Genomic DNA, 21,094 nt, shown 5'->3' on the forward strand with positions numbered 1-21,094 from the left:
CCCGCTCAGGACGTGATGTCCTTGCGGGAGAACCCCCGGAAGGCGAGGGCGAACAGCACCAGCGCGTACGACACCGACACCGCAGCCCCCTTCACCATCCCGCCCCACTCCAGGTGCGGCTGGAGCGCGTCCGCCCAGGCGAACTGCCAGTGCGCCGGCAGGAAGTCGCGCCACGACCCGAGCGCCGTCACCGCGTCCAGCACGTTGCCGACGATCGTCAGCCCGACCGCGCCGCCCACCGCGCCCAGCGGTGCGTCGGTCCGCGTGGACAGCCAGAACGCCAGACCCGCCGTCACGAGCTGCGACACGAAGATGAAGGCCACCACCAGCGCGAGCCGCGGCACGGTGTCCCCGGCCGCCAGCGACCCCCCGGTCGGGAGCTTCAACGGCCCCCAGCCGTACGCGGCCGTGCCCGCCGCCAGCGCCACCACCGGCAGCAGCACCATCGCCGCCAGGCTGAAGCCGAGAGCCACCACCAGCTTGCTCCACAGCAGCCGGGCCCGCGGCACCGGTGAGGCCAGCAGATAGCGCAGCGAGGACCAGCTCGCCTCCGAGGCCACCGTGTCCCCGCAGAACAGCGCCACCGGCACCACCAGCAGGAAGCCCGCCGAGACGAACAGGCACGTGGCGGCGAAGTTCGCCCCCGACGCGGTGGCCGTGTCGATCAGGGTGATCCGGTCGTTGCCGCCGCCGGGGCCGTCCGGCCCGCCGCCCACCGCGAACGCGATGATCATGATGAAGGGGAGCGCGGCCAGCACCCCGCCCATCACCAGCGTCCGCCGCCGGCGCCACTGCCGCAACGCCTCCACGCGCAGCGGCAGCGTACGGCCCGGCCGATAGCCGGGGGCCACCTCCCGCAAGACCTCCACCTTGCTCATGCCGTACCTCCGATCAGGGTGAGGAACGCGTCCTCCAGCCGACGGTGCGGCCCCACAGCGCTCACCGGCACCTCCAGCCGTACGAGTTCGGCGATCAGCCCGGCGGCCGTCGCGCCGTCGAGCCGAACCAGCAGCCCGTCATCGGCGGCCGTCACGGCCCCCACCCCCTCCAGCGCCGCAACCTTCTCGACGGCCACCGCGTCCACCGGCGCTGCCAGCGTCACCAGCAGGGTGTCCCCGCCGCCCGTGATCTCGGCGACCTCGCCCGCCTGCACCAGCCGGCCGCGGTCCATGACCACCAGGTGCGTACAGGACTGCTCCACCTCCGACAGCAGGTGGCTCGAGACGATGACCGTGCGCCCGCCGGCGGCGTAGCGGATCATCACGTCCCGCATCTCCCGGATCTGCGGCGGGTCCAGACCGTTCGTCGGCTCGTCGAGGATCAGCAGATCCGGCATCCCCAGCATGGCCTGCGCGATCGCGAGCCGCTGCCGCATGCCCTGCGAGTACGTGCGCACCGCCCGCTCCAGCGCGTCGCCGAGCCCGGCGATCTCGAGGGCTTCCTCCATGTACGAGTCCTCGGCCGGGCGGCCGGTGGCCTGCCAGTACAGCTCCAGGTTGGCCCGGCCCGTCAGGTGCGGCAGGAATCCCGCCCCCTCCACGAAAGCCCCGACCCGCGACAGCACCGGAGCTCCGGCCCGTACGGCGTGCCCGAACACCCGGATCTCCCCGGCGTCCGGCGCGATCAGCCCCATCAGCATGCGCAGGGTGGTGGTCTTGCCCGCGCCGTTCGGCCCGAGGAGCCCCAGCACCTGCCCCTTCTCCACCCGGAACGACAGGTCCCGTACGGCGTACCGGTCCTGCGCCTTCGCGTACTTCTTCGTCAGTCCGGTGATTTCCAGCGGTACGTCGGCCAGGGCGGCCTCCGGCTCCGGTACGCCGGCCCGCGCCCCCGCGGTCCCCCGGCCGGTCCGCCGGATCCCGAGCAGCGCCGCGGCCAGCGCCGCCGCCCCGAGCGGGAGCCCCCAGGTCCAGGCGGGCAGGGCCGCCGCGGCGGTCCGCACCTGCGGGGCGACGGGGACGGCCAGCGGGCCCTGCGCCGACACCGTGTAGGTGGCGGGCGCGGCCGGCGTGGCGTAGCCGAGGTCGGTGGCGGCGACCACCAGCCGCAACCGGTGCCCGGCCTCCACGGCGTGGTCGATCGCGGGAAGCCGCAGCGTGACGGTCGCGCCCTGCCGGGCGTCCTCCACCCGCACGGGAGCGACCAGTTGACGGGGCAGGACCTGTCCGCGGCCGTCGGGCCCCACGTCGTACACCTTGCCGAACAGCACGGCCGAACCGTCCGGGGCCGTCGACCTCACGGTCAGGGTGACCGTCGGGGTCCCGGTGATCCGGAGCTCCCGGGTCAGCGGCTGCGACTCGAACCGGGCGTTCTGCCCGGGGAAGTCCAGCGAGAGCCCCGCTCCGAAGGCGGCGAGCTGTCCGCCGATGCCGGGCAGCGAGGACAGGGCCGGGGGAGCGCCGCCCGCCGGATTGGCGAAGCTCTGCTCCCGCCCGCTCAGGGCGAACTCCTGCGGTCCGGACGCCAGCCCCGGGTACCGCTCGCTGCTCGCGCCGCGCAGCTGGACCTGCCCGTCGGTGGAGTCGATCCCGCCGGAGCGCGAGACGCGGAACGCCGGACCGGTGTCGGCTCCCTCGTCCCCCTTGAGATAGCGGTCGAACCAGGCCGTCACCCGGGCCTCGACCCGGGCGGCCTCCCGCATGCCGCCGTCGTGCCCGCCGGACGCCCAGTCGACGGAGACGGGCGCGCCGTTCGCCGCGATGGCCTTGGCCATGGCGTCGGCTTGGTCCAGCGGGAAGAGGGAGTCGTCCTGGCCCTGCACGATGAGGGCCGGCACCTTGATCTTGGCACCGACGGCGGAGGGGCTGCGCTGCTCCAGCAGCGCCCGGGCCTCGGGGTCGGGCTTCCCGGCCACCGCGACCCGCTCGTACATGGAGCAGAGCTCCGGCTGGAACCGCCCGCAGCCGGGCGCGGCGCCAGGATCCGGCGCCTGGGGGCCGGGGCCCTGCTGCGCCGGTGCCGCCTGCATCCCGCCGGCGGAGCCGGTGGTGAAGAAGATGCCGGACCACAGCTTCTTGAAGACGCCGTTGGGGAAGAGGGAGTCCGCGAGGTTCCAGTAGGTGATCTGCGGGGCGATCGCGTCCACACGGCGGTCGTATCCGGCGGCGAGCAGCGAGACCGCCCCGCCGTAGGAGGCGCCGGACACGCCGACGCGCGGATCGCCGTCCCCGTCGAGCCGTACCTCGGGGCGGGTCGCGAGCCAGTCGATGAGCCGGGAGACGTCCTTGACCTCGTACTCGGGATCGTTCAGCCCGATCCGGCCGCCGGAGCGGCCGAAGCCGCGCGCCGACCAGGTCAGGACGGCGTACCCGTCGCGGGCCAGTTGTTCGGCCTGCTCGCGCACGTCCTCCTTGCTGCCGCCGAAACCGTGGCCGAGGAGCACGGCGGGACGTTTCCGCCCTCCGCCGTCCCCCTCGCCGGCCGTGAAGTACGAGGTGTCGATCCCGGCGTCGGGCATGTCCAGCACGGCGTCCTGGCGGTGCACGGCCGGCGCGTCGCCCGCGGCGGCCGAGGCCGTCCACGTCCCGGCTCCCGCGACGACCGCGAGCGCCGCGGCGCCGGCGAGGAGGCGGTTCCGGCGTCGCCTGGGCAGTCGGAGCTTCATACGGGAACCCTAAACGCCCGTGACCCGCCGCCGGAGCGCCCGCAGGCGGATGTCATGACCTTCCCGAGGATTACGCGAGCGGCCCCGTGTACCGCGCCTGCGGTACGGGCACGGAGCAGGGCGACGGGATGCCGACCTGCGGCGCGCGCCGCGGCACGGGAGGATGGGCGCATGCTGCTGGCCGAACTCGCGCGCGTGTCCCGGGAGGTCGCCGACACCTCCGCCCGGTCCCGGAAGACCGCCCTGCTCGCGGAGCTCTTCGCCGCGGCGGCCCCTGAGGAGGCCGCCCTGGTGATCTCCTACCTCGCCGGGCGCCTCCCCCAGGGCCGCCCCGGCATCGGCTGGCGGATGCTCGCGCAGGAGGTCGAACCGGCGGACCGGCCCACCCTGACCGTGCTCGCCGTGGACGAGGCGGTGGCCGAACTGGCCTCCGTCGCCGGTACGGGATCGCAGGCCCGCCGGCGCCGGGTGCTGGACGGCCTGCTCGGCCAGGCCACCGCGGACGAACAGGCGTTCCTGCGCCGTCTGCTGTCCGGCGAGGTGCGTCAGGGCGCGCTGGACGCGGTGGCCCTGGAGGGCGTGGCCGCGGCCGCCGGGGTACCGGCCGCGGACCTGCGCCGCGCCGCGATGCTCGACGGTTCGCTGCCCCGGGTCGCCGCGGCCGTGCTGGCCGGCGGAGCGCCGGCGCTGGGCGGCTTCATCCTCCGCGTCGGGCAGCCCGTACAGCCCATGCTGGCCGGCACCGCCGCATCGGTCGCCGAGGCCCTCGCCGCGCTCGGGCCCTGCGCGGTGGAGGAGAAGCTCGACGGGATCCGGGTCCAGGTGCACCGGGACGGGGACGACGTACGGATCTACACGCGCTCCCTCGACGAGATCACCGCGCGCCTGCCGGAAGTGGCCGAGCTGGCCCGCTCGCTGCCAGGGGAGCGGTTCATCCTGGACGGGGAGGTGATCGGCCGCTCGGCGGACGGCCGCCCCGTCCCCTTCCAGCAGATCGCGAGCCGGGTCGGCTCGCGCATCGACGTCGACGCCGCCCGGCGGACGCTGCCGGTCGTCCCCTTCTTCTTCGACGTCCTGGCCGCCGGCGATGAGGTGCTCCTCGACCTTCCGGTCCGCCGGCGGTACGAGGCGCTCGCCGCCCTCGTCCCCGAGCACGCCCGGGTCCGCCGGCTGGCGGTCGAGGACCCGCAGGCGCAGGCCTCCGAAGCCGAGGCGTTCTGGACCGAGACCCTGCGCAGCGGGCACGAGGGCGTCGTGGTGAAGGGGCTGGACTCGGCCTACGCGGCCGGGCGGCGCGGCCGCAACTGGCTGAAGGTGAAGCCGGTACACACCCTCGACCTGGTGATCCTCGCCGCCGAATGGGGCCACGGGCGGCGCACCGGACTCCTGTCGAACCTGCACCTGGGAGCCCGGGCCGCCGACGGCACGTACGCCATGCTCGGCAAGACCTTCAAGGGGCTCACCGACGAGATGCTGCGCTGGCAGACCGCGGCGCTCCGGGCGATGGCGGTCTCGGACGACGGCTTCACCGTCCGGGTACGGCCGGAACTGGTGGTGGAGATCGCCTACGACGGCCTGCAGCGCTCCCCGCGCTACCCGGCCGGGGTGGCCCTGCGCTTCGCGCGGGTGCTCCGGCACCGCCCGGACAAGAGCGCCGAGCAGGCGGACACGGTGGAGACGGTGCTGGGGCAGGACGGCGGTCGCGGCACCGAAGCCGGCGTGGACGACGCCTGATTTTGCCTCAGAGGCAAGACGGATTGCCAGGCAGGCAAGTCTCTGGCTCAATCGGGGCATGACACCCGGTCCTGCCCCCGGCCCCGAGGACGCCCCCGGCACCCCCGGCCCCGGAGACGTTCCCGCCGCCGATGACGCGGTCGACGAGCTGCCCACCGTGGCCCCGCAGCTGCGCGACCTGCGCCGCCGCGCCGGACTGACCCTCGAGGCCGCCGCAGCACGGGCCCGGCTCTCGCCCGCCCACCTGTCCCGCCTGGAGACCGGCCGGCGCCAGCCCTCGCTGCCGCTGCTGCTCGCGCTCGCCCGCACCTACGGCACGACCGTCTCCGAGCTGCTCGGCGAGACCGCCGCCGTCGCCGATCCCATCGTACGGGCCGGCGGACCGGGAGCCCGCGAGGCCGACGGGTGGACGTACTGGCAGGCGGGCGGCTCCGGGCGCGGGATGCAGGCCCTGCGCGTGCACGTCCCGCAGGACCGCGGCCCGGGCGAGCTGGTCCGCGTCCATCCCGGCGAGGAATGGCTGTACGTCCTGGGCGGGCGGCTGCGGCTGCACCTGGGGGAGGCCGAGTACCTGCTGGAGCCGGGGGACAGCGCGCACTTCGACTCGCTCACCCCGCACCGCATCACGGCCGCCGCCTCCGGCGGAGCCGACCTGCTGTTCGTCCACACCCTGCTCCAGAGCAGCCTCGCCGGGCTGTGCCTGGGCGGCGGCGCCACCACCACGCACCACCGATAGGCGAGGAGCCGTAGCCATGTCCCCGACCGAGTCCCGGATCCACTCCCAGGGCGCGCCGCAGGCCGATCCCGAGCCCGAGTACCAGCGTGAGTCCAAGCCCGAGTCCAAGTTTCCGCGCGGTCTGGTGATCCGGCTGACCGCCTACTTGTTCGCCGGTCACCTCTTCGCCTTCTTCGTCTACCTCCTCTTCGTCCTCGGCGCCCGGAACCAGTAGCCGAGGAGTCCCGGCAGGCTCTGGAAACATGCAGGTCCTGTCGCTACCCTCCGCGCATGATTTCCACGGTTGTCTGGGGTACCGGCAACGTCGGCCGTTTGGCCATCCGTGCCGTCGAGGCCCATCCCGCGCTGAAACTCTCCGCCGTCATCGTCCACGATCCGGCCAAGGTCGGCCGCGACGCGGGTGAACTCGGCGGCCTCGACCGCCCCTTGGGCGTCGCCGCCACCGACGACATCGAGGCCGTACTGGCCGCCCGCCCCCGGGCCGTGGTGTACGCCGCCTCCGGGGACATCCGGCCCGACGAGGCCCTCGCCGACATCACCCGGGCGATCCGGGCCGGCGCGGTCGTCGTCAGCCCCGCGCTCTACCCGCTCTACGACCACCGCAGCGCACCACCGGAGTTCCGCGATCCGGTGCTGGCCGCCATCGCGGAGGGCAGTGGCTCGCTCTTCGCGTCCGGCGTCGACCCCGGCTGGGGCAACGACGTGCTCCCGCTCCTGCTCAGCGGACTGGGCACCACCATCGACGCCATCCGCTGCCAGGAGATCTTCGACTACTCCACCTACGACCAGCCGGACTCCGTCCGCCACCTCGTCGGCATGGGCCACCCCATGGAGTACGAGCCGATGATGCTCATGCCCTCGATCCCGACCATGGTGTGGGGCGGTCAGATACGCATGATGGCCCGGGCCCTCGGCGTCGAACTCGACGAGATCCGCGAGACGGTGGACCGGCGCGCGCTCGACACCACGGTGACCACCCGCACGATGGGCGCGTTCGAGGCCGGCACCCAGGGAGCGATCCGCTTCGAGGTGCAGGGCATCGTCGGGGGCGAGCCCCGCATCGTCATCGAGCACGTCACCCGCATCCACGCCTCCTGCGCGCCGGACTGGCCCACCCCGCCCGACGGCGGTGACGGGGCCCACCGGGTCGTCATCGAGGGCCGCCCGCGCATCGAGGTCACCATCGAGGCCACCGACGAGGGCGAGAACCGCTCGGCGGGCGGCAACGCCACCGCCGTCGGCCGCCTGGTGAGCGCCATCGACTGGCTCACCGAGGCGAAACCAGGACTGTACGACGCCCTCGACATCCCGTTGCGTCCCGCCATCGGCAGACTCGGAAGGAAACAGTCATGAGGATCGACGTCCCTGAAGGGCAGCACCCGATCGAGTACGTGTGGGGCGACATGGTCCCCGGGATCGGGATGGCCGCCGCGAACTTCTCCCTCTCGGTGTACGCCCACACCACCCTGGGCCTGCGGGAGTTCGAGGCCGCCCGGCTGCGCGTCGCGCAGATCAACGGGTGCGTCTTCTGCCTGGACTGGCGTACCGACCGGGACGGGGAGAAGGTCGAGGAGGAGTTCTCCGACGCGGTCACGCAGTGGCGCACCACGGACCGCTTCGACGAGCGCACCCGGCTGGCGGCAGAGTACGCCGAGCGGTACACCCTCGACCACCACGGTCTCGACGACGAGTTCTGGGAGCGGATGACCGCGCACTACAGCCAGTTGGAGATCGTGGAGCTGACCATGAGCATCGGGTCCTGGCTGGCCTTCGGCCGGCTCAACCACGTGCTCGGCCTGGACAGCGTCTGCGTGCTGCCGGGGCACTGAGGGACGGGCGGCAGGCTCGTGGATGCGGGGCCGTTCGGGGAATCCGAACGGCCCCGGCCGCTGGGGGGAGGACGCGGCCCTATCGGAGGTCGGTGGCGATGATCTTCTCGATGTTGCGTTCGGCGAGGGCCGTGATCGTGACGAACGGGTTGACGCTGGTGTTGCCGGGGATCAGCGCGCCGTCGATCACGTAGAGGCCGGTGTAGCCGTGCAGGCGCCCGTAGTTGTCGGTGGCCTTGTTCAGGACGGCCCCGCCGAGCGGGTGGTAGGTGAGGGTGTCGTTCCAGATCTTGTTCCCGCCGAACAGGTCGGTCCGGTAGATCGTGCCCTCCTTCGAGTTGATCTTGTCGAAGATGGTCTTGGCCATCGTGATGGAGGACTGCTTCCAGGCCGTCTGCCAGTTCAGCTCGGCGGCGCCGGTCGCGGCGTTCCAGGTGAACTCGCCGCGGTTCGGGTTCTTGGTGATCGACAGGTAGAAGGAGGCGTACGTCTCGATGCCGGTCGGGAGCGGTGCGACCTCGGCGAACGCGCCGCCCGCGTCCCAGTTGTCGATGCCGGAGCAGGGGATGGTCGACTGGAGCTTTCCGGTCGGGTCCCACATGTGGTTGGCGCGGCCGCACATGACGTTGCCGTTCTCGCCCCAGCCCTTGCCGACCTCGCCGTTGAGGTTCGGCAGCGCGCCGGTGGCCTTGAGCTTGACCAGGAGCTTGCTGGTGCCGACGCTGCCGGCCGCGAAGAACACCCGGTCCGCGGTCACCGACTTGGTGGCCACGGTGTCGCCGGTGGTGTTGATCTGGTCGATGGTCACCGTGTAGCCGCCGCCGGCCGCCGGGGTGACCGAAGTGACCTTGTGGAGCGGCGAGATGGTGACCCTGCCGGTGGCCGCCGCCTGGGCGAGGTAGGTCTTGACCAGCGACTTCTTGCCGTGGTTGTTGCCGTAGAGGATCTCGCCGTCGAGGGCCGACTTGGTGGCGCTGCCGGCGGCCTCCTGCTTCATGTAGTCCCAGTCGTACACGTCCGGAACGAAGGTCCACGCGAAGCCGGAACGCTGGGCGTGCTTGCGGCCGACGCGGGAGAACTGGTAACACTCGGCGGTGTCGAACCAGGCCGGGTCGATCATGCCCACCCCGAGCCCGGCGTTGGCCCGGGGGTAGTAGGTCCCGTACATCTCCTCGGCGTCCACGGACGGGAGGACGGCGCTGAAGTTCGCGCGCTTGGGCGTGACCGCCATGCCGCCGTTGACCAGCGAACCGCCGCCGACTCCGCGGCCCTGGTAGACCGTGATGCCGGCGAAGTCCTCGGCGTCCAGGATGCCCGTGTACTTCGGCACGTCCTTGTCGATGGGGAACCCGAGGAAATTGCTCAGCGGCGCCTTGGTGCGGGTGCGCAGCCAGAACGACCGGTAGTCCGGGCTGGTCACCTTCGGGAAGATCTTGCCGTCCGGGCCCGGGGTGTCCCAGGACATGCCCATCTCGATCATCTGCACGGCGACGCCCGCCTGGGCGAGGCGCAGGGCCGCGACGGAGCCGCCGTAGCCGGTGCCGATGACCAGGGCCGGTACGTGGGCGCCGTCCCCGATGGGGGGCGAAGCGGCGGAAGCGGTCTGCGCACGGGCGGCCGGGGCCATGTGACCCGCGAGGGCCACCGCCCCCAGAATGGAACTTGTTCTAGCGATGAATCCCCGACGTGAAACTCCGCTGGGATCTCTTCCGGGCAGGGCAGTGTCACTCATGTGACGTTCCTCACTCTCGGCTGAATGGGAACGAGTTCTACTGCCGCTCTCGCGTGAAGTCACTACATACGTCTAGGTAACTTTCGGTCGATCACGTAACAGGGGAAGCGGGCGCGGGGCGCCGGGCCCGGCCCAGGACCAGCAGGGAGGCGACCGCCGCGAACGCGCACCAGGTGGACGCGAATTCCAGCCGCCACAGCGCTGAGCAGGCCAATGCCCCGGCGGCCAGTACGGCGCCCAGGAGCCGGAGCCACCGGTCCCCGGCGAGCAGCAGCGAGCCGAGCGTGGCGAAGAGATAACCCGTCAGGACCACGGGCATCCACGGAACATTCACGCCGTAGCCGAGGGCGTGGCCCCGGATCTCGGCGGTCACCGGCCGGGTCGCGAGGCAGTACGCGAGCACGGCGGCGGTGGCCAGACCGACGGCCGCCGGCGCCCACAGGCGGCGCCGGACCTCCGGCGCGGCGGCGACCAGCACCCCGAACGGCACCCATACGGGCAGTACCGGCAGGGCGATCACGGCCCACGCCGTCGCGGCGGGGGAGCAGCCGCCGCCCGAACTCCAGACGGCGGCCTCCACCAGCTGGTGGGCGCCGAGCAGCAGTGGCAGCGCGGCGACGGGCAGCTCCCGCGGCCGCCGCGCGCGCACCACCCCGGCCACGCAGACGAGTCCGGCGGTGGCGATGGCCGTGCCCGCCGTCAGATCGGCCGCCGCGCTCCAGCACATGCCGGCCCCGCTACCCGGCGCCCGGCTGCCGCATCGGCGGCCAGCGCAGGGTCGCCCCGTCGCCCATCAGGCGTTCCGCGTCGAGCCCGACGGGGGCGCGTCAGGGGAGCGCGGGGGTTCGAGTGGCGGAGCGGTCACCGCGCAGTGCGTCTGGCACTGCGGGTGGCAGGCCCCCGGCGCGGGGGTGCGTACGGTCGCCCAGGCCACGGCGGCGCCCGCCACCAGTGCCCCCGCACACCAGGGCATGGCCCGCCCGAACGCGGCGTCGAACTCGGCCGCCGAACGGTAGGCCTCCGGTCCCATTCCGGCCAGCAGCGGCAGCGCCGCCACCGCGAGGAGCCCGGCTACCCGGGCGGCGGCGTTGTTGATGCCGCTGGCCAGCCCGGCCCGGCCCGGATCCACCGAGGCCAGCACCGTCGCCGTCAGTGGAGCCACCAGCGTCACCAGGCCGAGGCCCATCACCACCAGCGCGGGCAGCACGTCCCGCACGTACGAGGCCCCGGGCCCCACCCGCAGCATCAGCAGCATCCCGGCCGCGCACAGCAGCGGTCCCACGGTCAGCGGGATCCGCGGCCCGATCCGCTCCCCGAGCTCGCCCGCCCGGGCCGACAGCAGCAGCATCAGCGCGGTGGTCGGCAGCAGAGCCGCCCCGGCGGCCAGCGCCGAATAGCCGGAGACCACCTGGAGCTGGAGCACGACGAGGAAGAAGAATCCGCCGAGGGCCGCGTACACGAACAGGGTGACCACGTTGACCGCGGTGAACAGCCTGGACTCGAAGATCGCCGGCGGCATCATCGGCTCGGACCGGCGCCGCTCGAGCCGGACGAACGCCCAGGCCAGCAGGAGGCCGCCCACCGCCGTGCCGATCACCGGCGCCGTGGCGGACCGTGCCTCGATCAGCGCGTACGTGAGCAGCGCAAGCGCCGCCGCGCCCAGTACGGACCCGGCGATGTCGAACCGCCCGCGTGCCTGCGGGTCCCGTGATTCCGGTACGTGGCGCAGCGCCACCGGGACGCAGAGCGCGGCCAGCGGCACGTTCAGCAGGAACACCCAGCGCCAGCCGGGCCCGTCCACGAGCCAGCCGCCGAGGAACGGCCCCACCGCCGCCCCCACCCCGCCCAGCCCCGACCACAGGCCCACGGCGCGCCCCCGGTCCTCGGCGCGGATCGAGCCCTGGATCAGAGCGAGGGAGCCCGGTGTCAGCAGGGCGCCGCCGATGCCCTGGAGGGCGCGGGCGGCCACCAGGACCGCCGCGTTCGGCGCGATCCCGCACAGCAGCGAACCCACCGCGAACCACACCACGCCCAGGACGAAGATCCGGCGCCGCCCGAAGCGGTCGCCGAGCGCTCCGCCGACCAGGATCAGCCCGGCCAGCGTCAGCAGATAGGCGTTGACCGTCCACTGGAGCACGGCCAGGTCGGCGCCGAGATCCAGCCCGATGCGGGGGAGGGCGACATTGACCACCGTCGAGTCCAGCAGGGCCATGCTCGAGCCGAGCACGGTGGTCAGCAGGATCCACCGGCCCTGCGCGGACGCGATGGGGACCGCGGGGGTGACGGGCGGTTCGGGGGGCGCGGTCATGTCTTCAGGCTGGCCCGGCCGACCGGGAAAGGCCACCGGGGGCCGCCGGCCCCGGAGCGGCCCTCGGCTCGATTGGCCCTCGGCTCGATTGGCCCTCTTGTAATGAACATGACCCCGCATTCACCATGACCCGCGCACGTCACGCGCACCCTTCCCGCACAACCCGCACCCCCGGCGTACGAGGAGACAACACGTGGCTCCACGCAACAGGCGTTCCTTACGGGCGGCGCTCGCCGCCCTCACCGCGGTCCTGCTCCTGCCGATCGGCGCGGGCGCCGCCGCGGCCGCACCGACGGCGGATCCTCCCGGTGGCGGCCCCTCCCCGAGCCCGGCCGAACGCAAGATCGAACCCAGGCTCCGCGCCCAGCTCGACGCGTCCGAGTCGGCCAAGGCCGCCTTCTGGGTCTACCTCGACAGCGCCGCCGACCTCACCGCCGCGGGCGGGCAGAAGACCCGCGCCGCCAAGGCCGAGACCGTGTACCGGGCCAAGAAGGACCACGCCGCGCGCACCCAGGCCGACGTGATCAAGGCCCTCGAAGGAGCCGGCGCCGAGTACACCTCGTACTGGATCGTGAACGCCGTCCGCGTCGTCGGCACCGAGAAGCTCGCCGGAACCCTCGCCCGGCGCCCCGAAGTGTCCCGCATCGCCGCCGACGACAAGGTCGACCTCCCCAAACCCGCCGCCGGCACCCGGGAGAAGGCCGCCGCCGACGCCGTCGAGTGGAACATCGACCGCATCAAGGCCCCGCAGGTCTGGGAACAGACGGGGGTGCGCGGCGAGGGCATCGTCGTCGCCAACATCGACAGCGGCGTGGACTACACGCACCCGGCCGTCGGCAACCAGTACCGCGGCAAGCGCGCGGACGGCTCCTACGACCACCACTACAACTGGTTCGATCCGGCCGGAGTCTGCCCCACCGCGGCCCCCTGCGACAACAACGACCACGGCACGCACACCATGGGCACGATGGTCGGCGACGACGGCGGCGCCAACAAGACCGGCGTCGCGCCCGGCGCCAAGTGGATCGCCGCCAAGGGCTGCGAGACCAACTCCTGCTCCGAGGCCTCCCTGCTCGCCTCCGGCCAGTGGATCCTCGCCCCGACCGACCTGAACGGCCGCAACCCGCGCCCCGACCTCGCCCCGCACATCGTCAACAACTCCTGGGGCAGCGCCACGCACGACGACTGGTACCAGCAGATCGTCGACGCATGGCGGGCCGCCGGCATCTTCCCCGCCTTCTCCAACGGCAACTCCGGCCCGGGCTGTGCCACCAGCGGCTCACCCGGCGACTACGCGAGCTCCTACAGCTCCGGCGCCTTCGACATCAACAACGCCATCGCCTCCTTCTCCTCGCGCGGCGCGGGCCCCGGCGGCACCGTCAAGCCGAACATCGCCGCCCCGGGCGTGAACGTGCGCTCCTCCGTCCCCGGTGGCGGTTACGAGGCCTTCTCCGGCACCTCCATGGCCTCCCCCCACACCGCGGCCACCGTGGCCCTGCTCTGGTCGGCCGCGCCCGCCCTCGAAGGCGACCTCGCGCAGACCGAGGCCCTGCTGGACGGCACCGCGCAGGACACCGACAGCAGCCAGTGCGGGGGCACCACCGCCGACAACAACGTCTTCGGCGAAGGCAGGCTCGACGCGCTCGCCGCGGTGAACGGCGCCCCGCGCGGCGCCATCGGCGCGCTCGCCGGCACCGTCCGCTCCGGCGGCGAACCGGTCGCCGGAGCCAAGGTCACCGCCGACGGCCCGATCGACCGTACGACGACCACCGCGGCCGACGGAACGTACCGCTTCGCCTCCCTCTCGGTGGGCGAGTACACCCTGACCGCCGCCAAGTTCGGATACGCCTCACAGACCAGCACCGCCACGGTGACCGAGAACGCCACCGCCACCGGGGACTTCAGCCTCACCCGGGCGGCCTCCGGCACGCTCAGCGGCACGGTCTCCTCGGCCGCCGGGCCCGCCGCGGGCGCCTCCGTCACCATCGCGGACACCCCCGTGACCGCGACCACCGACGCGCAGGGCCGCTTCGAGGTCACCCTGCCGCACGGCACCTACGACGTGACCGCCACCCACCCCTCCCGCTGCCTCACCGGCGGCACCGCACGGGCCACCGTCGCCGGGGACACCACCGTCACGGTGCACCTGCCCGAGCGCACGGACGGCTACGGCTACGCCTGCTCCGCCACCGGCGACCGCCCGTACCAAGAGGGCAGCCGACAGCTCGCCCTGACCGGCGACAACACCACCGAGCGCGTCGAGCTGCCCTTCCCGCTGCCGCTGTACGGGAAGACGTACGGCCAGGCGTGGATCGGGACCAACGGGACCATCAGCTTCGGCGGCAACCACACCGGTGACATCAACGGGGACATCCCGAGCACGGCCACGCCCAACGCGGCCCTCTACCCCTTCTGGGACGACCTGGTCGTCGGCGCCGCCGGCAGCGGCTCCGGTGTGTTCACGGCCGTCACCGGCACCGCGCCGCACCGCCGGTACGTGATCGAGTGGCGCGAGGTGGCCCACTGGTCGGCGCAGGCCGAGAAGTTCTCCTTCTCGGCGGCGATCGGCGAGGACGGCACCGTCACGTACTCCTACAAGGGGACGGGCGGCACCGGGATCAAGGGCGGCTCCACGGCCACCGTCGGCGTGGAGAACGCCACCGGCACCGACGCCTTCGCGTACTCCTTCAACACTCCGGTCATCACGGACGGGCTGTCCATCGCCTTCCGCACCACCAAGAGCGGTGTCGTGGCCGGCCGCGTGCTCGACGCGAACGACGGCAACGGCATCGCGGGCGCCACGGTGAGCGTCGGCACGGGCGACTCGGTGGTGTCGGCGACCACGGCGGCGGACGGCGGGTACGTCGTCCAGAGCCCGGCCGGCCCGACCTCCATCTCCCTCCTGGCGGCCGACTACGAAGGTGTCACCGCGGCCCTGGAGGTCAAGGCCGCCGACGTGACGCCCCTGACGCAGTCGCTGCGCACCGGAAAGGTGACCGCGTCCACACCGGCCGTGGAGATCGTCCTCCCGCCCGGCCAGAAGCGGAGCCGGACCCTGGAGCTCACCAACCCCGGCAAGGACACGGCCTTCACCGTGAACGAGGACGCCGCCTGGCTGACGGCCACGCCGGCGGCCGGAAACCTTCCGACCGGGGCCAGGCAGCCGGTCACCCTCGCCGTCGACACGGCCGGACTCGCCCCGGGCACGGTCCTGACCGCGGAACTCAGGATCGGCTCGGCGAGCGGCCGGACCCCGGTCCTCAGCGTCCCGGTGAAGATCGTCGTCCCGCGGTACCAGGTCGCCCTGGACGCGGGTTCCGGTGCGGCGAGCACGGACTCCCTGGGCGACGGCTGGTCCCCGGACCGCAAGTACACGGCGGGCTCGTACGGCTACCAGGGCAACAGCACCACCCGGTCCACCGGCCGCACCATCGCCGGCACGGACGACCAGCAGCTGTTCCGCAGCGCCCGTGAGGGCATGTACGAGTACCGCTTCGACAACGTGCCGAACGGGACCTACACGGTGGAGCTGGGCTTCGCTGAGCTCTCCTCCACGAAGCCGGACAAGCGCGTCTTCGACGTCCTGGCCGAAGGCAGGGAGGTCCTCCCCTCCCTGGACATCTCCCTGGAGGCAGGCACCTACACGGCCCTGACCCGCACCTACACGGTCACGGTGACGGACGGCACGCTCAACATCCGTTTCGTCACGCACGCCGGATCCGGCAAACCGCAGCTGAACACCCTGCGGGTGACCGACCGCCCCGACCAGCGCTAGCTCGTGCCGTCCCCCGGCGCATTTGGGTGGCCGGAGCGGCGACTCCGCACCGACGCGCCGGGGACCGGTGGGCGCCTGATTAACGTGGGCGACCATGACGCTCCTGAGCGACCAGGCCGAAGACATCCGGGCCCTCATGGGGTCCGCCGACCCCGCAGCGGTGTGGGCGGTCGGCGGACCCGAGGGGATCCAGGCCCAGTCCGCGGGCGCGGAGGCCGCCGGGGACACCCTCTTCGACGTCGGCGGGCTCGCCGCCGTCCTCGCCCTCTGGCCCGCCATCGGCGCCCTCGTGGAGGAGGGCGCGCTACGGCTGCACACCCCCCTCGCCGTCTACGGGGTCACGGGCGGGGCGGGCGGGACCGGCACCGCCGGCACCGCCGGTCCGCCCTCCGCCTGCGGGGCGGCGGCCGTGGTGGAGGGCCCCGGAATCACGGCCGCGCTCGCCTCCGGCGGCGACGGGGTGGGCGTCCCCGGCACCACCACCGCCCACCACCTCCTCACCCGGGCCGACGGGACCGCCGCCCTCACCCGCCTCGCCGAGCACCTCTCCGGCAGTTCCCTCGCCGACCTGGCCGCCACGCGCGTCTGGCGCCCGCTGGGCATGACCCGGACCAGCTACGCGGACGGCACCCTCCACGCGCCGCTCGCCGACCTCGTCCGCTTCCTGTGCCACCTCCTCGCCCCGGCGGACACCGGCGGGATCACCCGCGCCTGGACGGCCGAGTCCCTCCGCATCCGCACCGGTGAACTCACCCCGCCGCGCGGCCTGCTCTGGCACCCCACCCCCCAGGGGGCCTGGTCCCACCACGCCCCGGCCCCCGCCGGTCCGGCCCTCTGGATCTCCCCCCGGCACCACCGCTGGGCCCTCCTCCTCCCCACCACCCCGGACCCCCGCCTCCGCACGGCCTTCCGCGACAGGGCCTTCCCCGCGACCGGCCTCCGCTGAAGGGCTGACCGTGCCATCCTGAGGGCCGCATCCGGGAGGTGGCGCCGCATGGCTCGGACCCGTCAGCGGGACCGCGAGGTACCCGGCCCGCCCACCCCCTGGGACGAGATCGTGCCCGGGCTCTGGATGGGCGGTCACTACTGGACCGACCCCGCCGGGAAAGGGCCTCGGGGCGCGGAGCCCGCGTGCCGGACGTACGGTGATCCCGATGTCACCGACCGTTGTTGTTTCCGGCTGCGGAGGTCCACGGATGCGTACGCTCCAACGGGTCGACCTCGACGGGCTCAGGGCCCGGGTCAGGGCCCTCGCGGGCCGGACCCGGCTGCCCGCGCGGGGGGTCGCGGCCGCGCCCGCCGGACGGTACCGGTGGGCAGCCTACGGGTCCCGGGTGGCCGGTCGGGCGTTCCTTGGTGAGGCGCCGCTCGCGGACCGCGCGACGGCCGTGCCGGCGCTGGGCGCGCGAGGTCCCGGGCTGCGGACATCCGTACGGGAATCCCTTCTGCGCACCGCTGCCCTGCTCGGGGCGCGCCGGCCCCGGTCCGGCCCCGCCCGCACCTCCGCCGCGTTGCGCGCCCTGCGCGCCCGCCACGGCGACGCACCCGTCCTCCTGCGCACGCGCTCCGGCGAGCGGGTCCTGGTCCTCCTCGACCCCCGCGACCTGTGTCGGTTCTACGCCGAACCCGTGACCCCGCGGCGCCGGATCGACGCCGAGGCCCCGGCCGCCGGCGTCCTCGCGGCCGTGGCCGGGGAGGCCCGGTACCTGACCGCCTCCGGCACGCTCGACCTCGACCGCGCCCACCACGCCGTGGGCCGCGCCTCCCGGCGGATCGTCCTCGGCGACGCCGCCGCCGAGGACGAGGAGCTGGCCGCCTGGCTCAGACGGTCGCGCCCCGACGGGCCGGGGCCGGGGCTGCGCAAGGGCTCCCCGTACGACCTCGCCGGCTCCCGCATCCTGGAGTACGCGGGCCGGGCCGGCGCGGGCACGCTCGTGGCGCGGGCCGACGTCCAGGACCCCGCCGGCCAGGCCCGCCAGTGGCTACTCGCCATGGAGTCGCTCCCCGCCACCCTGCTGCGCACCCTCCTGCTGCTCGGCGCGCACCCGGCCGAGCAGGACGCGGCCTGCGCCGAAGCGTCCGCGGGCGCTGCCGGGAGCGGCGAACTGCCCCGGCTGCGGGCCTGCGTACGGGAATCCCTCCGGCTCTACCCGGTGGTGCCTGAGCTGGTCCGCGTCACCCGCGCCGAGACGGACTGGGGCGGTGTGCGCTGCCCGGCCGGCACCACCGTCCTGCTGCCCGTCGCGTTCCACCAGCGCGACCCCGAACGGGTGCCGGCCGCGCACGTGTTCGTGCCCGGCCGGTGGAAGAACCCCGCCGCGGACCACGACACCCGGATGGCGCCCTTCGGGCACGGCGGCGGCCGCTGCCCGGGCGACGAACTCGGCCTGCTGGTGACGGCCGCGTTCTGCGCGGAGGTGCTGCGCAGCCACCGGATCGGGGCCACCCGACCGGTCCTGGACCCGGTGGGACCGCTGCCGACCGCGCTCGACCCGAACGGCATCCGGCTCACCCTCACGCACCGCTGACCGGAGCCCTGCCCCCGCCACCGCCCCGGGCCGCAACGCCCGTACGCCCCACACGACTCCGGCCCGACCCGACGACCCCTGCCGAACACGCGAGGACCCCATGCCCGACGCCGCGACCGCCGCGTCCACCGACGCGGACGTCGACCTGCTCGACGACCTGTGCCGCGCACTCGCCGAAGCCGCCGACGCGGTCGGCGAGGCCGCGCGCTACGCCTCCGGGCTGGCCCTCGGGGCCCGCCTGCCCGCCGTGGCCCTCGCCCGGGGCGGCGGGCGCCGGCTCGGCTGGCGGACCCTGCTGCACACCCTCACCGACCCGGAGGGCCTCGGCTGGGCCCCGCGCGGCCGGGGCGTGGCCCGCGCCGGCCGGCTCGCCGGGCTGCTCGCGGGCCGGGAGAGCCTCGCCATCAGCGTCGCCGTCTGCGGGCTCCGGACCCGGATCCGGGCCGTCGGAGCGAGCCGCCCCGAACTCCTCGAGGACCCGGGCGCGGCGGCGGTCCTCGCGGCCGTCGGGGAGGGCCGGCAGGCCGAGGCCGCCCGCCTGTTCCGCCGCATCATGCGCGAGAGGGGCACCGAGCACGCCTTCACGCTGCTGGCACCGGCCTTCGCCGACATCCTGGCCTGGGACGCCCTGACCGACGCGAACCCCTTCAACGACCACGCCGGCTGGCAGGTCGCCACCGGCCGGGCCGTGCCCGCCCAGCCGCTCCTCGGACTGGGCGCCGCCTTCCGGGCCTTCTGCGACCGCGGGCCGGGCGTGCGCGACGGCGCCGGCGACGACGCGGTACCCGCACGGCACGCAGCGGGCGGCGAGCGTGAGGCGACCGCCGGGCCCGAAGCCCCGCAAGACCCGGCGCGGCCCGACCGGGCCGCCGGTCACCCCCTGGTGCGTGCCCGGTTCCCCGGTCCGCCGCCCCCGTCCGCCGCCCGTCCGCGCGCCGTCGACAGCCTGCGCGGCCACGCGTCCGCGCTGCGTACCCACGCGGTGCGCCTGCGGGCGACGGCGGTGGCGCCGGCCCGGCGGGATCCCCAGGCCGGCGCCCTGCGCGCCGAGATCGACGTCCTCGCCGGCCGCTGCGCCGCCGCGGCGAAGGGTTTCACCCTCGCCGCAGCCCAACTCGGCGAACGCTGAAGGCGCCCTGCGGCGCCCGGCCGCCGTTCGCCGGACGGGCCCACCGGTCAGCCCGGGTGAAGCCGGCTGCCCCGGCCGAGGGCAGCCCGTGCATCACGGAGAGGCCCGATTCCTCAGTTCTCTGGTGTAGGGAGCCGGCGCAGGGCCGCCAGCGCCCGATCGGTGATTTCTTCGGGGGATCCGGACACGTCGACGACGATGCCCGACTCGTCCTCCTGGAGCGGCTCCAGCGTGGCGAACTGCGAGTCCAGCAGGGTGGTGGGCATGAAGTGGCCGGTGCGGGCCGCCATCCGCTCCTCGATCAGCCGGCGCTCACCGGTCAGGTGCACGAACACCGCCTGCGGGGCGGCGCTGCGCAGCCGGTCACGGTAGGCGCGCTTGAGCGCGGAGGACGCGACCACTCCGCCGGTGCCGGCCGCGGCCCGCTCGCGGATCCACGTACCGATGGCGTCGAGCCACGGCCACCGGTCCGCGTCCTGCAGGGGCGTGCCGGCCGACATCTTGGCGACGTTGGCCGGAGGGTGGAAGGCATCGCCCTCCGCGTACGGCAGGGACAGCGCCTCCGCGAGCAGGCCGCCCACCGTCGTCTTGCCCGTGCCGGCCACGCCCATCACCACAATGACGCGCTGGGTGCTCACGTCCACCTCGCTGTCCTCGTCGACATCGGTCCATGTGAGACAGCAGTGAAGCCCATGAAGCCGGTCCGTCTCAGACGTCGAGCGCGGCGATGTCGAGCTCGCGCAGCCGTTCCGGTTCCGCGATCACCTCGATCTCGGTGATCAGGCCGTCCTTCAGGACGAAGGTGAGCACCAGGAACAGGCGGCCCAGCGGGGCCATCGCCAGGCCCACCGTGCCGTTGACCAGCGCGGGCTGCGTGGACTGTGCCCGTTGCATCGCGGCCATGGCACCGCGGGCCACCGTGACGGCGCCGCTGACGAGGACGGGCTGGGGGGTGGGTCCGACCGCCTTGTCGGCGCGCAGGGCCACGTCCGGATCGAGCAGCGCGACCAGCGCGTCGAAGTTCCCGCCGCGGGTGGCGGCCAGGAAGGCGTCCACCACCCGCCGCTGACGGGCCAGGTCGGCGTCCGGCACGGCCGGAGCGCCCTTGACCCGGCGGCGGGCGCGACTCGCGAGCTGCCGGGTCGCGGCCGGGGTCCGCTCGATCATGGGGGCGATCTCGTCGAAGGGCACGGCGAACAGGTCGTGCAGCACGAACGCGAGCCGCTCCGCCGGCGTCAGCGTGTCGAGCACCACCAGCAGCGCCAGCCCGACCGAGTCGGCCAGCATCGCCTCCTGTTCGGGGTCGACCGTGTCCTCCCGGCTGACCACCCGGTCGGTGGGATACGCCTCCATCGCCTCCTCGCGGCGGGATGCGCGGGAGCGCAGCATGTTCAGGCAGATGCGCGACACCACCGTGGTGAGCCATCCGCCGAGGTTCTCCACGTCGCCGGTGTCCGAGCGGTGGAAGCGCAGCCACGTCTCCTGGACGGCGTCTTCGGCTTCGCTGAGCGAGCCGAGCATGCGGTAGGACACCGAACGCAGATGAGAGCGGTGCTCTTCGAAGCGCTCGGTCAGGCCGGTCGTGCTCTCGTCCACCCGTCACATTCCTTCCTCACGGCGGACCCCAAAGGTAGATCATCGGAAAACCGCTGCGGCGAGGGGGACTTGACGGCGTCGGGGCGAGGTCGGACCGGGCCGGACCGGGAACGGACGAGGCCA

The 21,094-nt window shown here is 73.9% G+C and carries 16 protein-coding genes; 9 read left to right on the forward strand and 7 right to left on the reverse strand.

The window, feature by feature from the left end; genetic code table 11:
- Positions 1–5: 5 nt before the first annotated feature.
- Both ACIP5M_RS05915 and ACIP5M_RS05920 read right to left on the reverse strand, forming a co-directional pair.
- Entirely contained in the window at positions 6–878 is an 873-nt protein-coding gene (locus tag ACIP5M_RS05915; RefSeq protein WP_401192420.1) for an ABC transporter permease, read from the reverse strand.
- Positions 875–3,604: an alpha/beta fold hydrolase gene (locus ACIP5M_RS05920; RefSeq protein ID WP_401192423.1), complete on the reverse strand. Its 2,730-nt coding sequence runs from the start codon at positions 3,602–3,604 to the stop codon at positions 875–877. The genes ACIP5M_RS05915 and ACIP5M_RS05920 overlap by 4 nt, the downstream gene beginning before the upstream one ends.
- A 171-nt stretch (positions 3,605–3,775) precedes the next feature.
- Between ACIP5M_RS05920 and ACIP5M_RS05925 the strand changes: the two genes are divergently transcribed.
- Genes ACIP5M_RS05925 through ACIP5M_RS05945 form a run of 5 tightly spaced genes read left to right on the forward strand, consistent with a single transcriptional unit; the run spans position 3,776 to position 7,903 of the window.
- A complete protein-coding gene (locus ACIP5M_RS05925) occupies positions 3,776–5,338 on the forward strand; it encodes an ATP-dependent DNA ligase (protein WP_401192426.1) in 1,563 nt (520 codons plus the stop codon).
- Positions 5,339–5,396: 58 nt separating this feature from the next.
- Positions 5,397–6,074 (forward strand): helix-turn-helix domain-containing protein, encoded by a 678-nt coding sequence (locus ACIP5M_RS05930; RefSeq protein ID WP_401192429.1) that lies wholly within the window; start codon positions 5,397–5,399, stop codon positions 6,072–6,074.
- A 16-nt stretch (positions 6,075–6,090) separates the two neighbouring features.
- Positions 6,091–6,288: a DUF6126 family protein gene (locus ACIP5M_RS05935; protein WP_401192431.1), complete on the forward strand. Its 198-nt coding sequence runs from the start codon at positions 6,091–6,093 to the stop codon at positions 6,286–6,288.
- A 56-nt stretch (positions 6,289–6,344) separates the two neighbouring features.
- Positions 6,345–7,427: a dihydrodipicolinate reductase gene (locus tag ACIP5M_RS05940; RefSeq protein WP_401192433.1), complete on the forward strand. Its 1,083-nt coding sequence runs from the start codon at positions 6,345–6,347 to the stop codon at positions 7,425–7,427.
- Positions 7,424–7,903, forward strand: a complete 480-nt coding sequence (locus tag ACIP5M_RS05945) for a carboxymuconolactone decarboxylase family protein (RefSeq protein ID WP_401192435.1) — start codon at positions 7,424–7,426, stop codon at positions 7,901–7,903. Before ACIP5M_RS05940 ends, ACIP5M_RS05945 begins: the two co-directional genes overlap by 4 nt.
- A 79-nt stretch (positions 7,904–7,982) precedes the next feature.
- Here the strand turns inward: ACIP5M_RS05945 and ACIP5M_RS05950 are convergent, their stop codons facing one another.
- From ACIP5M_RS05950 to ACIP5M_RS05960, 3 genes are all read right to left on the reverse strand, one after another.
- The gene (locus ACIP5M_RS05950) at positions 7,983–9,635 is read right to left on the reverse strand and encodes a GMC oxidoreductase (protein WP_401192437.1); all 1,653 of its coding nucleotides are present in this window, start codon (positions 9,633–9,635) and stop codon (positions 7,983–7,985) included.
- A 91-nt stretch (positions 9,636–9,726) separates the two neighbouring features.
- On the reverse strand, positions 9,727–10,362 hold the full coding sequence (locus tag ACIP5M_RS05955) for a DUF6629 family protein (RefSeq protein WP_401192439.1): 636 nt from the start codon (positions 10,360–10,362) through the stop codon (positions 9,727–9,729).
- Positions 10,363–10,428: 66 nt separating this feature from the next.
- Positions 10,429–11,943 carry an MFS transporter gene (locus tag ACIP5M_RS05960; RefSeq protein ID WP_401192442.1) on the reverse strand — a complete coding sequence of 505 codons (1,515 nt, stop codon included), beginning with the start codon at positions 11,941–11,943 and terminating at the stop codon, positions 10,429–10,431.
- Between the two features lie 193 nt (positions 11,944–12,136).
- Here ACIP5M_RS05960 and ACIP5M_RS05965 point away from each other — a divergent pair, with 193 nt between their 5' ends.
- From ACIP5M_RS05965 to ACIP5M_RS05980, 4 genes are all read left to right on the forward strand, one after another.
- On the forward strand, positions 12,137–15,718 hold the full coding sequence (locus ACIP5M_RS05965; RefSeq protein WP_401192444.1) for a S8 family serine peptidase: 3,582 nt from the start codon (positions 12,137–12,139) through the stop codon (positions 15,716–15,718).
- 94 nt (positions 15,719–15,812) lie between these two features.
- Complete coding sequence (locus ACIP5M_RS05970; protein WP_401192447.1) at positions 15,813–16,664, forward strand: hypothetical protein; 852 nt, start codon at positions 15,813–15,815, stop codon at positions 16,662–16,664.
- A 250-nt stretch (positions 16,665–16,914) separates the two neighbouring features.
- The gene (locus tag ACIP5M_RS05975) at positions 16,915–18,246 is read left to right on the forward strand and encodes a cytochrome P450 (RefSeq protein ID WP_401192450.1); all 1,332 of its coding nucleotides are present in this window, start codon (positions 16,915–16,917) and stop codon (positions 18,244–18,246) included.
- A 100-nt stretch (positions 18,247–18,346) separates the two neighbouring features.
- Positions 18,347–19,375, forward strand: a complete 1,029-nt coding sequence (locus ACIP5M_RS05980) for a hypothetical protein (RefSeq protein ID WP_401192452.1) — start codon at positions 18,347–18,349, stop codon at positions 19,373–19,375.
- 113 nt (positions 19,376–19,488) lie between these two features.
- Here the strand turns inward: ACIP5M_RS05980 and ACIP5M_RS05985 are convergent, their stop codons facing one another.
- Both ACIP5M_RS05985 and ACIP5M_RS05990 read right to left on the reverse strand, forming a co-directional pair.
- On the reverse strand, positions 19,489–20,013 hold the full coding sequence (locus tag ACIP5M_RS05985) for a gluconokinase (RefSeq protein WP_401193525.1): 525 nt from the start codon (positions 20,011–20,013) through the stop codon (positions 19,489–19,491).
- 70 nt (positions 20,014–20,083) lie between these two features.
- On the reverse strand, positions 20,084–20,971 hold the full coding sequence (locus ACIP5M_RS05990; protein ID WP_401192455.1) for a sigma-70 family RNA polymerase sigma factor: 888 nt from the start codon (positions 20,969–20,971) through the stop codon (positions 20,084–20,086).
- Positions 20,972–21,094: the final 123 nt, after the last annotated feature.

It is taken from the genome of Streptomyces sp. NPDC088762 (assembly GCF_044750905.1).
Classification (GTDB): Bacteria; Actinomycetota; Actinomycetes; order Streptomycetales; family Streptomycetaceae; genus Streptomyces.

What these genes read in the sequence shown, in the direction of transcription:
- ACIP5M_RS05925 (WP_401192426.1), top strand. Translation starts at nt 3,776, where the DNA reads ATGCTGCTGGCCGAACTCGCGCGCGTGTCCCGGGAGGTCGCCGACACC.
- ACIP5M_RS05930 (WP_401192429.1), top strand. Translation starts at nt 5,397, where the DNA reads ATGACACCCGGTCCTGCCCCCGGCCCCGAGGACGCCCCCGGCACCCCC.
- ACIP5M_RS05960 (WP_401192442.1), bottom strand. Translation starts at nt 11,943, where the DNA reads ATGACCGCGCCCCCCGAACCGCCCGTCACCCCCGCGGTCCCCATCGCG.
- ACIP5M_RS05940 (WP_401192433.1), top strand. Translation starts at nt 6,345, where the DNA reads ATGATTTCCACGGTTGTCTGGGGTACCGGCAACGTCGGCCGTTTGGCC.
- ACIP5M_RS05955 (WP_401192439.1), bottom strand. Translation starts at nt 10,362, where the DNA reads ATGTGCTGGAGCGCGGCGGCCGATCTGACGGCGGGCACGGCCATCGCC.
- ACIP5M_RS05920 (WP_401192423.1), bottom strand. Translation starts at nt 3,604, where the DNA reads ATGAAGCTCCGACTGCCCAGGCGACGCCGGAACCGCCTCCTCGCCGGC.
- ACIP5M_RS05945 (WP_401192435.1), top strand. Translation starts at nt 7,424, where the DNA reads ATGAGGATCGACGTCCCTGAAGGGCAGCACCCGATCGAGTACGTGTGG.
- ACIP5M_RS05975 (WP_401192450.1), top strand. Translation starts at nt 16,915, where the DNA reads ATGCGTACGCTCCAACGGGTCGACCTCGACGGGCTCAGGGCCCGGGTC.
- ACIP5M_RS05935 (WP_401192431.1), top strand. Translation starts at nt 6,091, where the DNA reads ATGTCCCCGACCGAGTCCCGGATCCACTCCCAGGGCGCGCCGCAGGCC.
- ACIP5M_RS05950 (WP_401192437.1), bottom strand. Translation starts at nt 9,635, where the DNA reads ATGAGTGACACTGCCCTGCCCGGAAGAGATCCCAGCGGAGTTTCACGT.
- ACIP5M_RS05915 (WP_401192420.1), bottom strand. Translation starts at nt 878, where the DNA reads ATGAGCAAGGTGGAGGTCTTGCGGGAGGTGGCCCCCGGCTATCGGCCG.
- ACIP5M_RS05980 (WP_401192452.1), top strand. Translation starts at nt 18,347, where the DNA reads ATGCCCGACGCCGCGACCGCCGCGTCCACCGACGCGGACGTCGACCTG.
- ACIP5M_RS05970 (WP_401192447.1), top strand. Translation starts at nt 15,813, where the DNA reads ATGACGCTCCTGAGCGACCAGGCCGAAGACATCCGGGCCCTCATGGGG.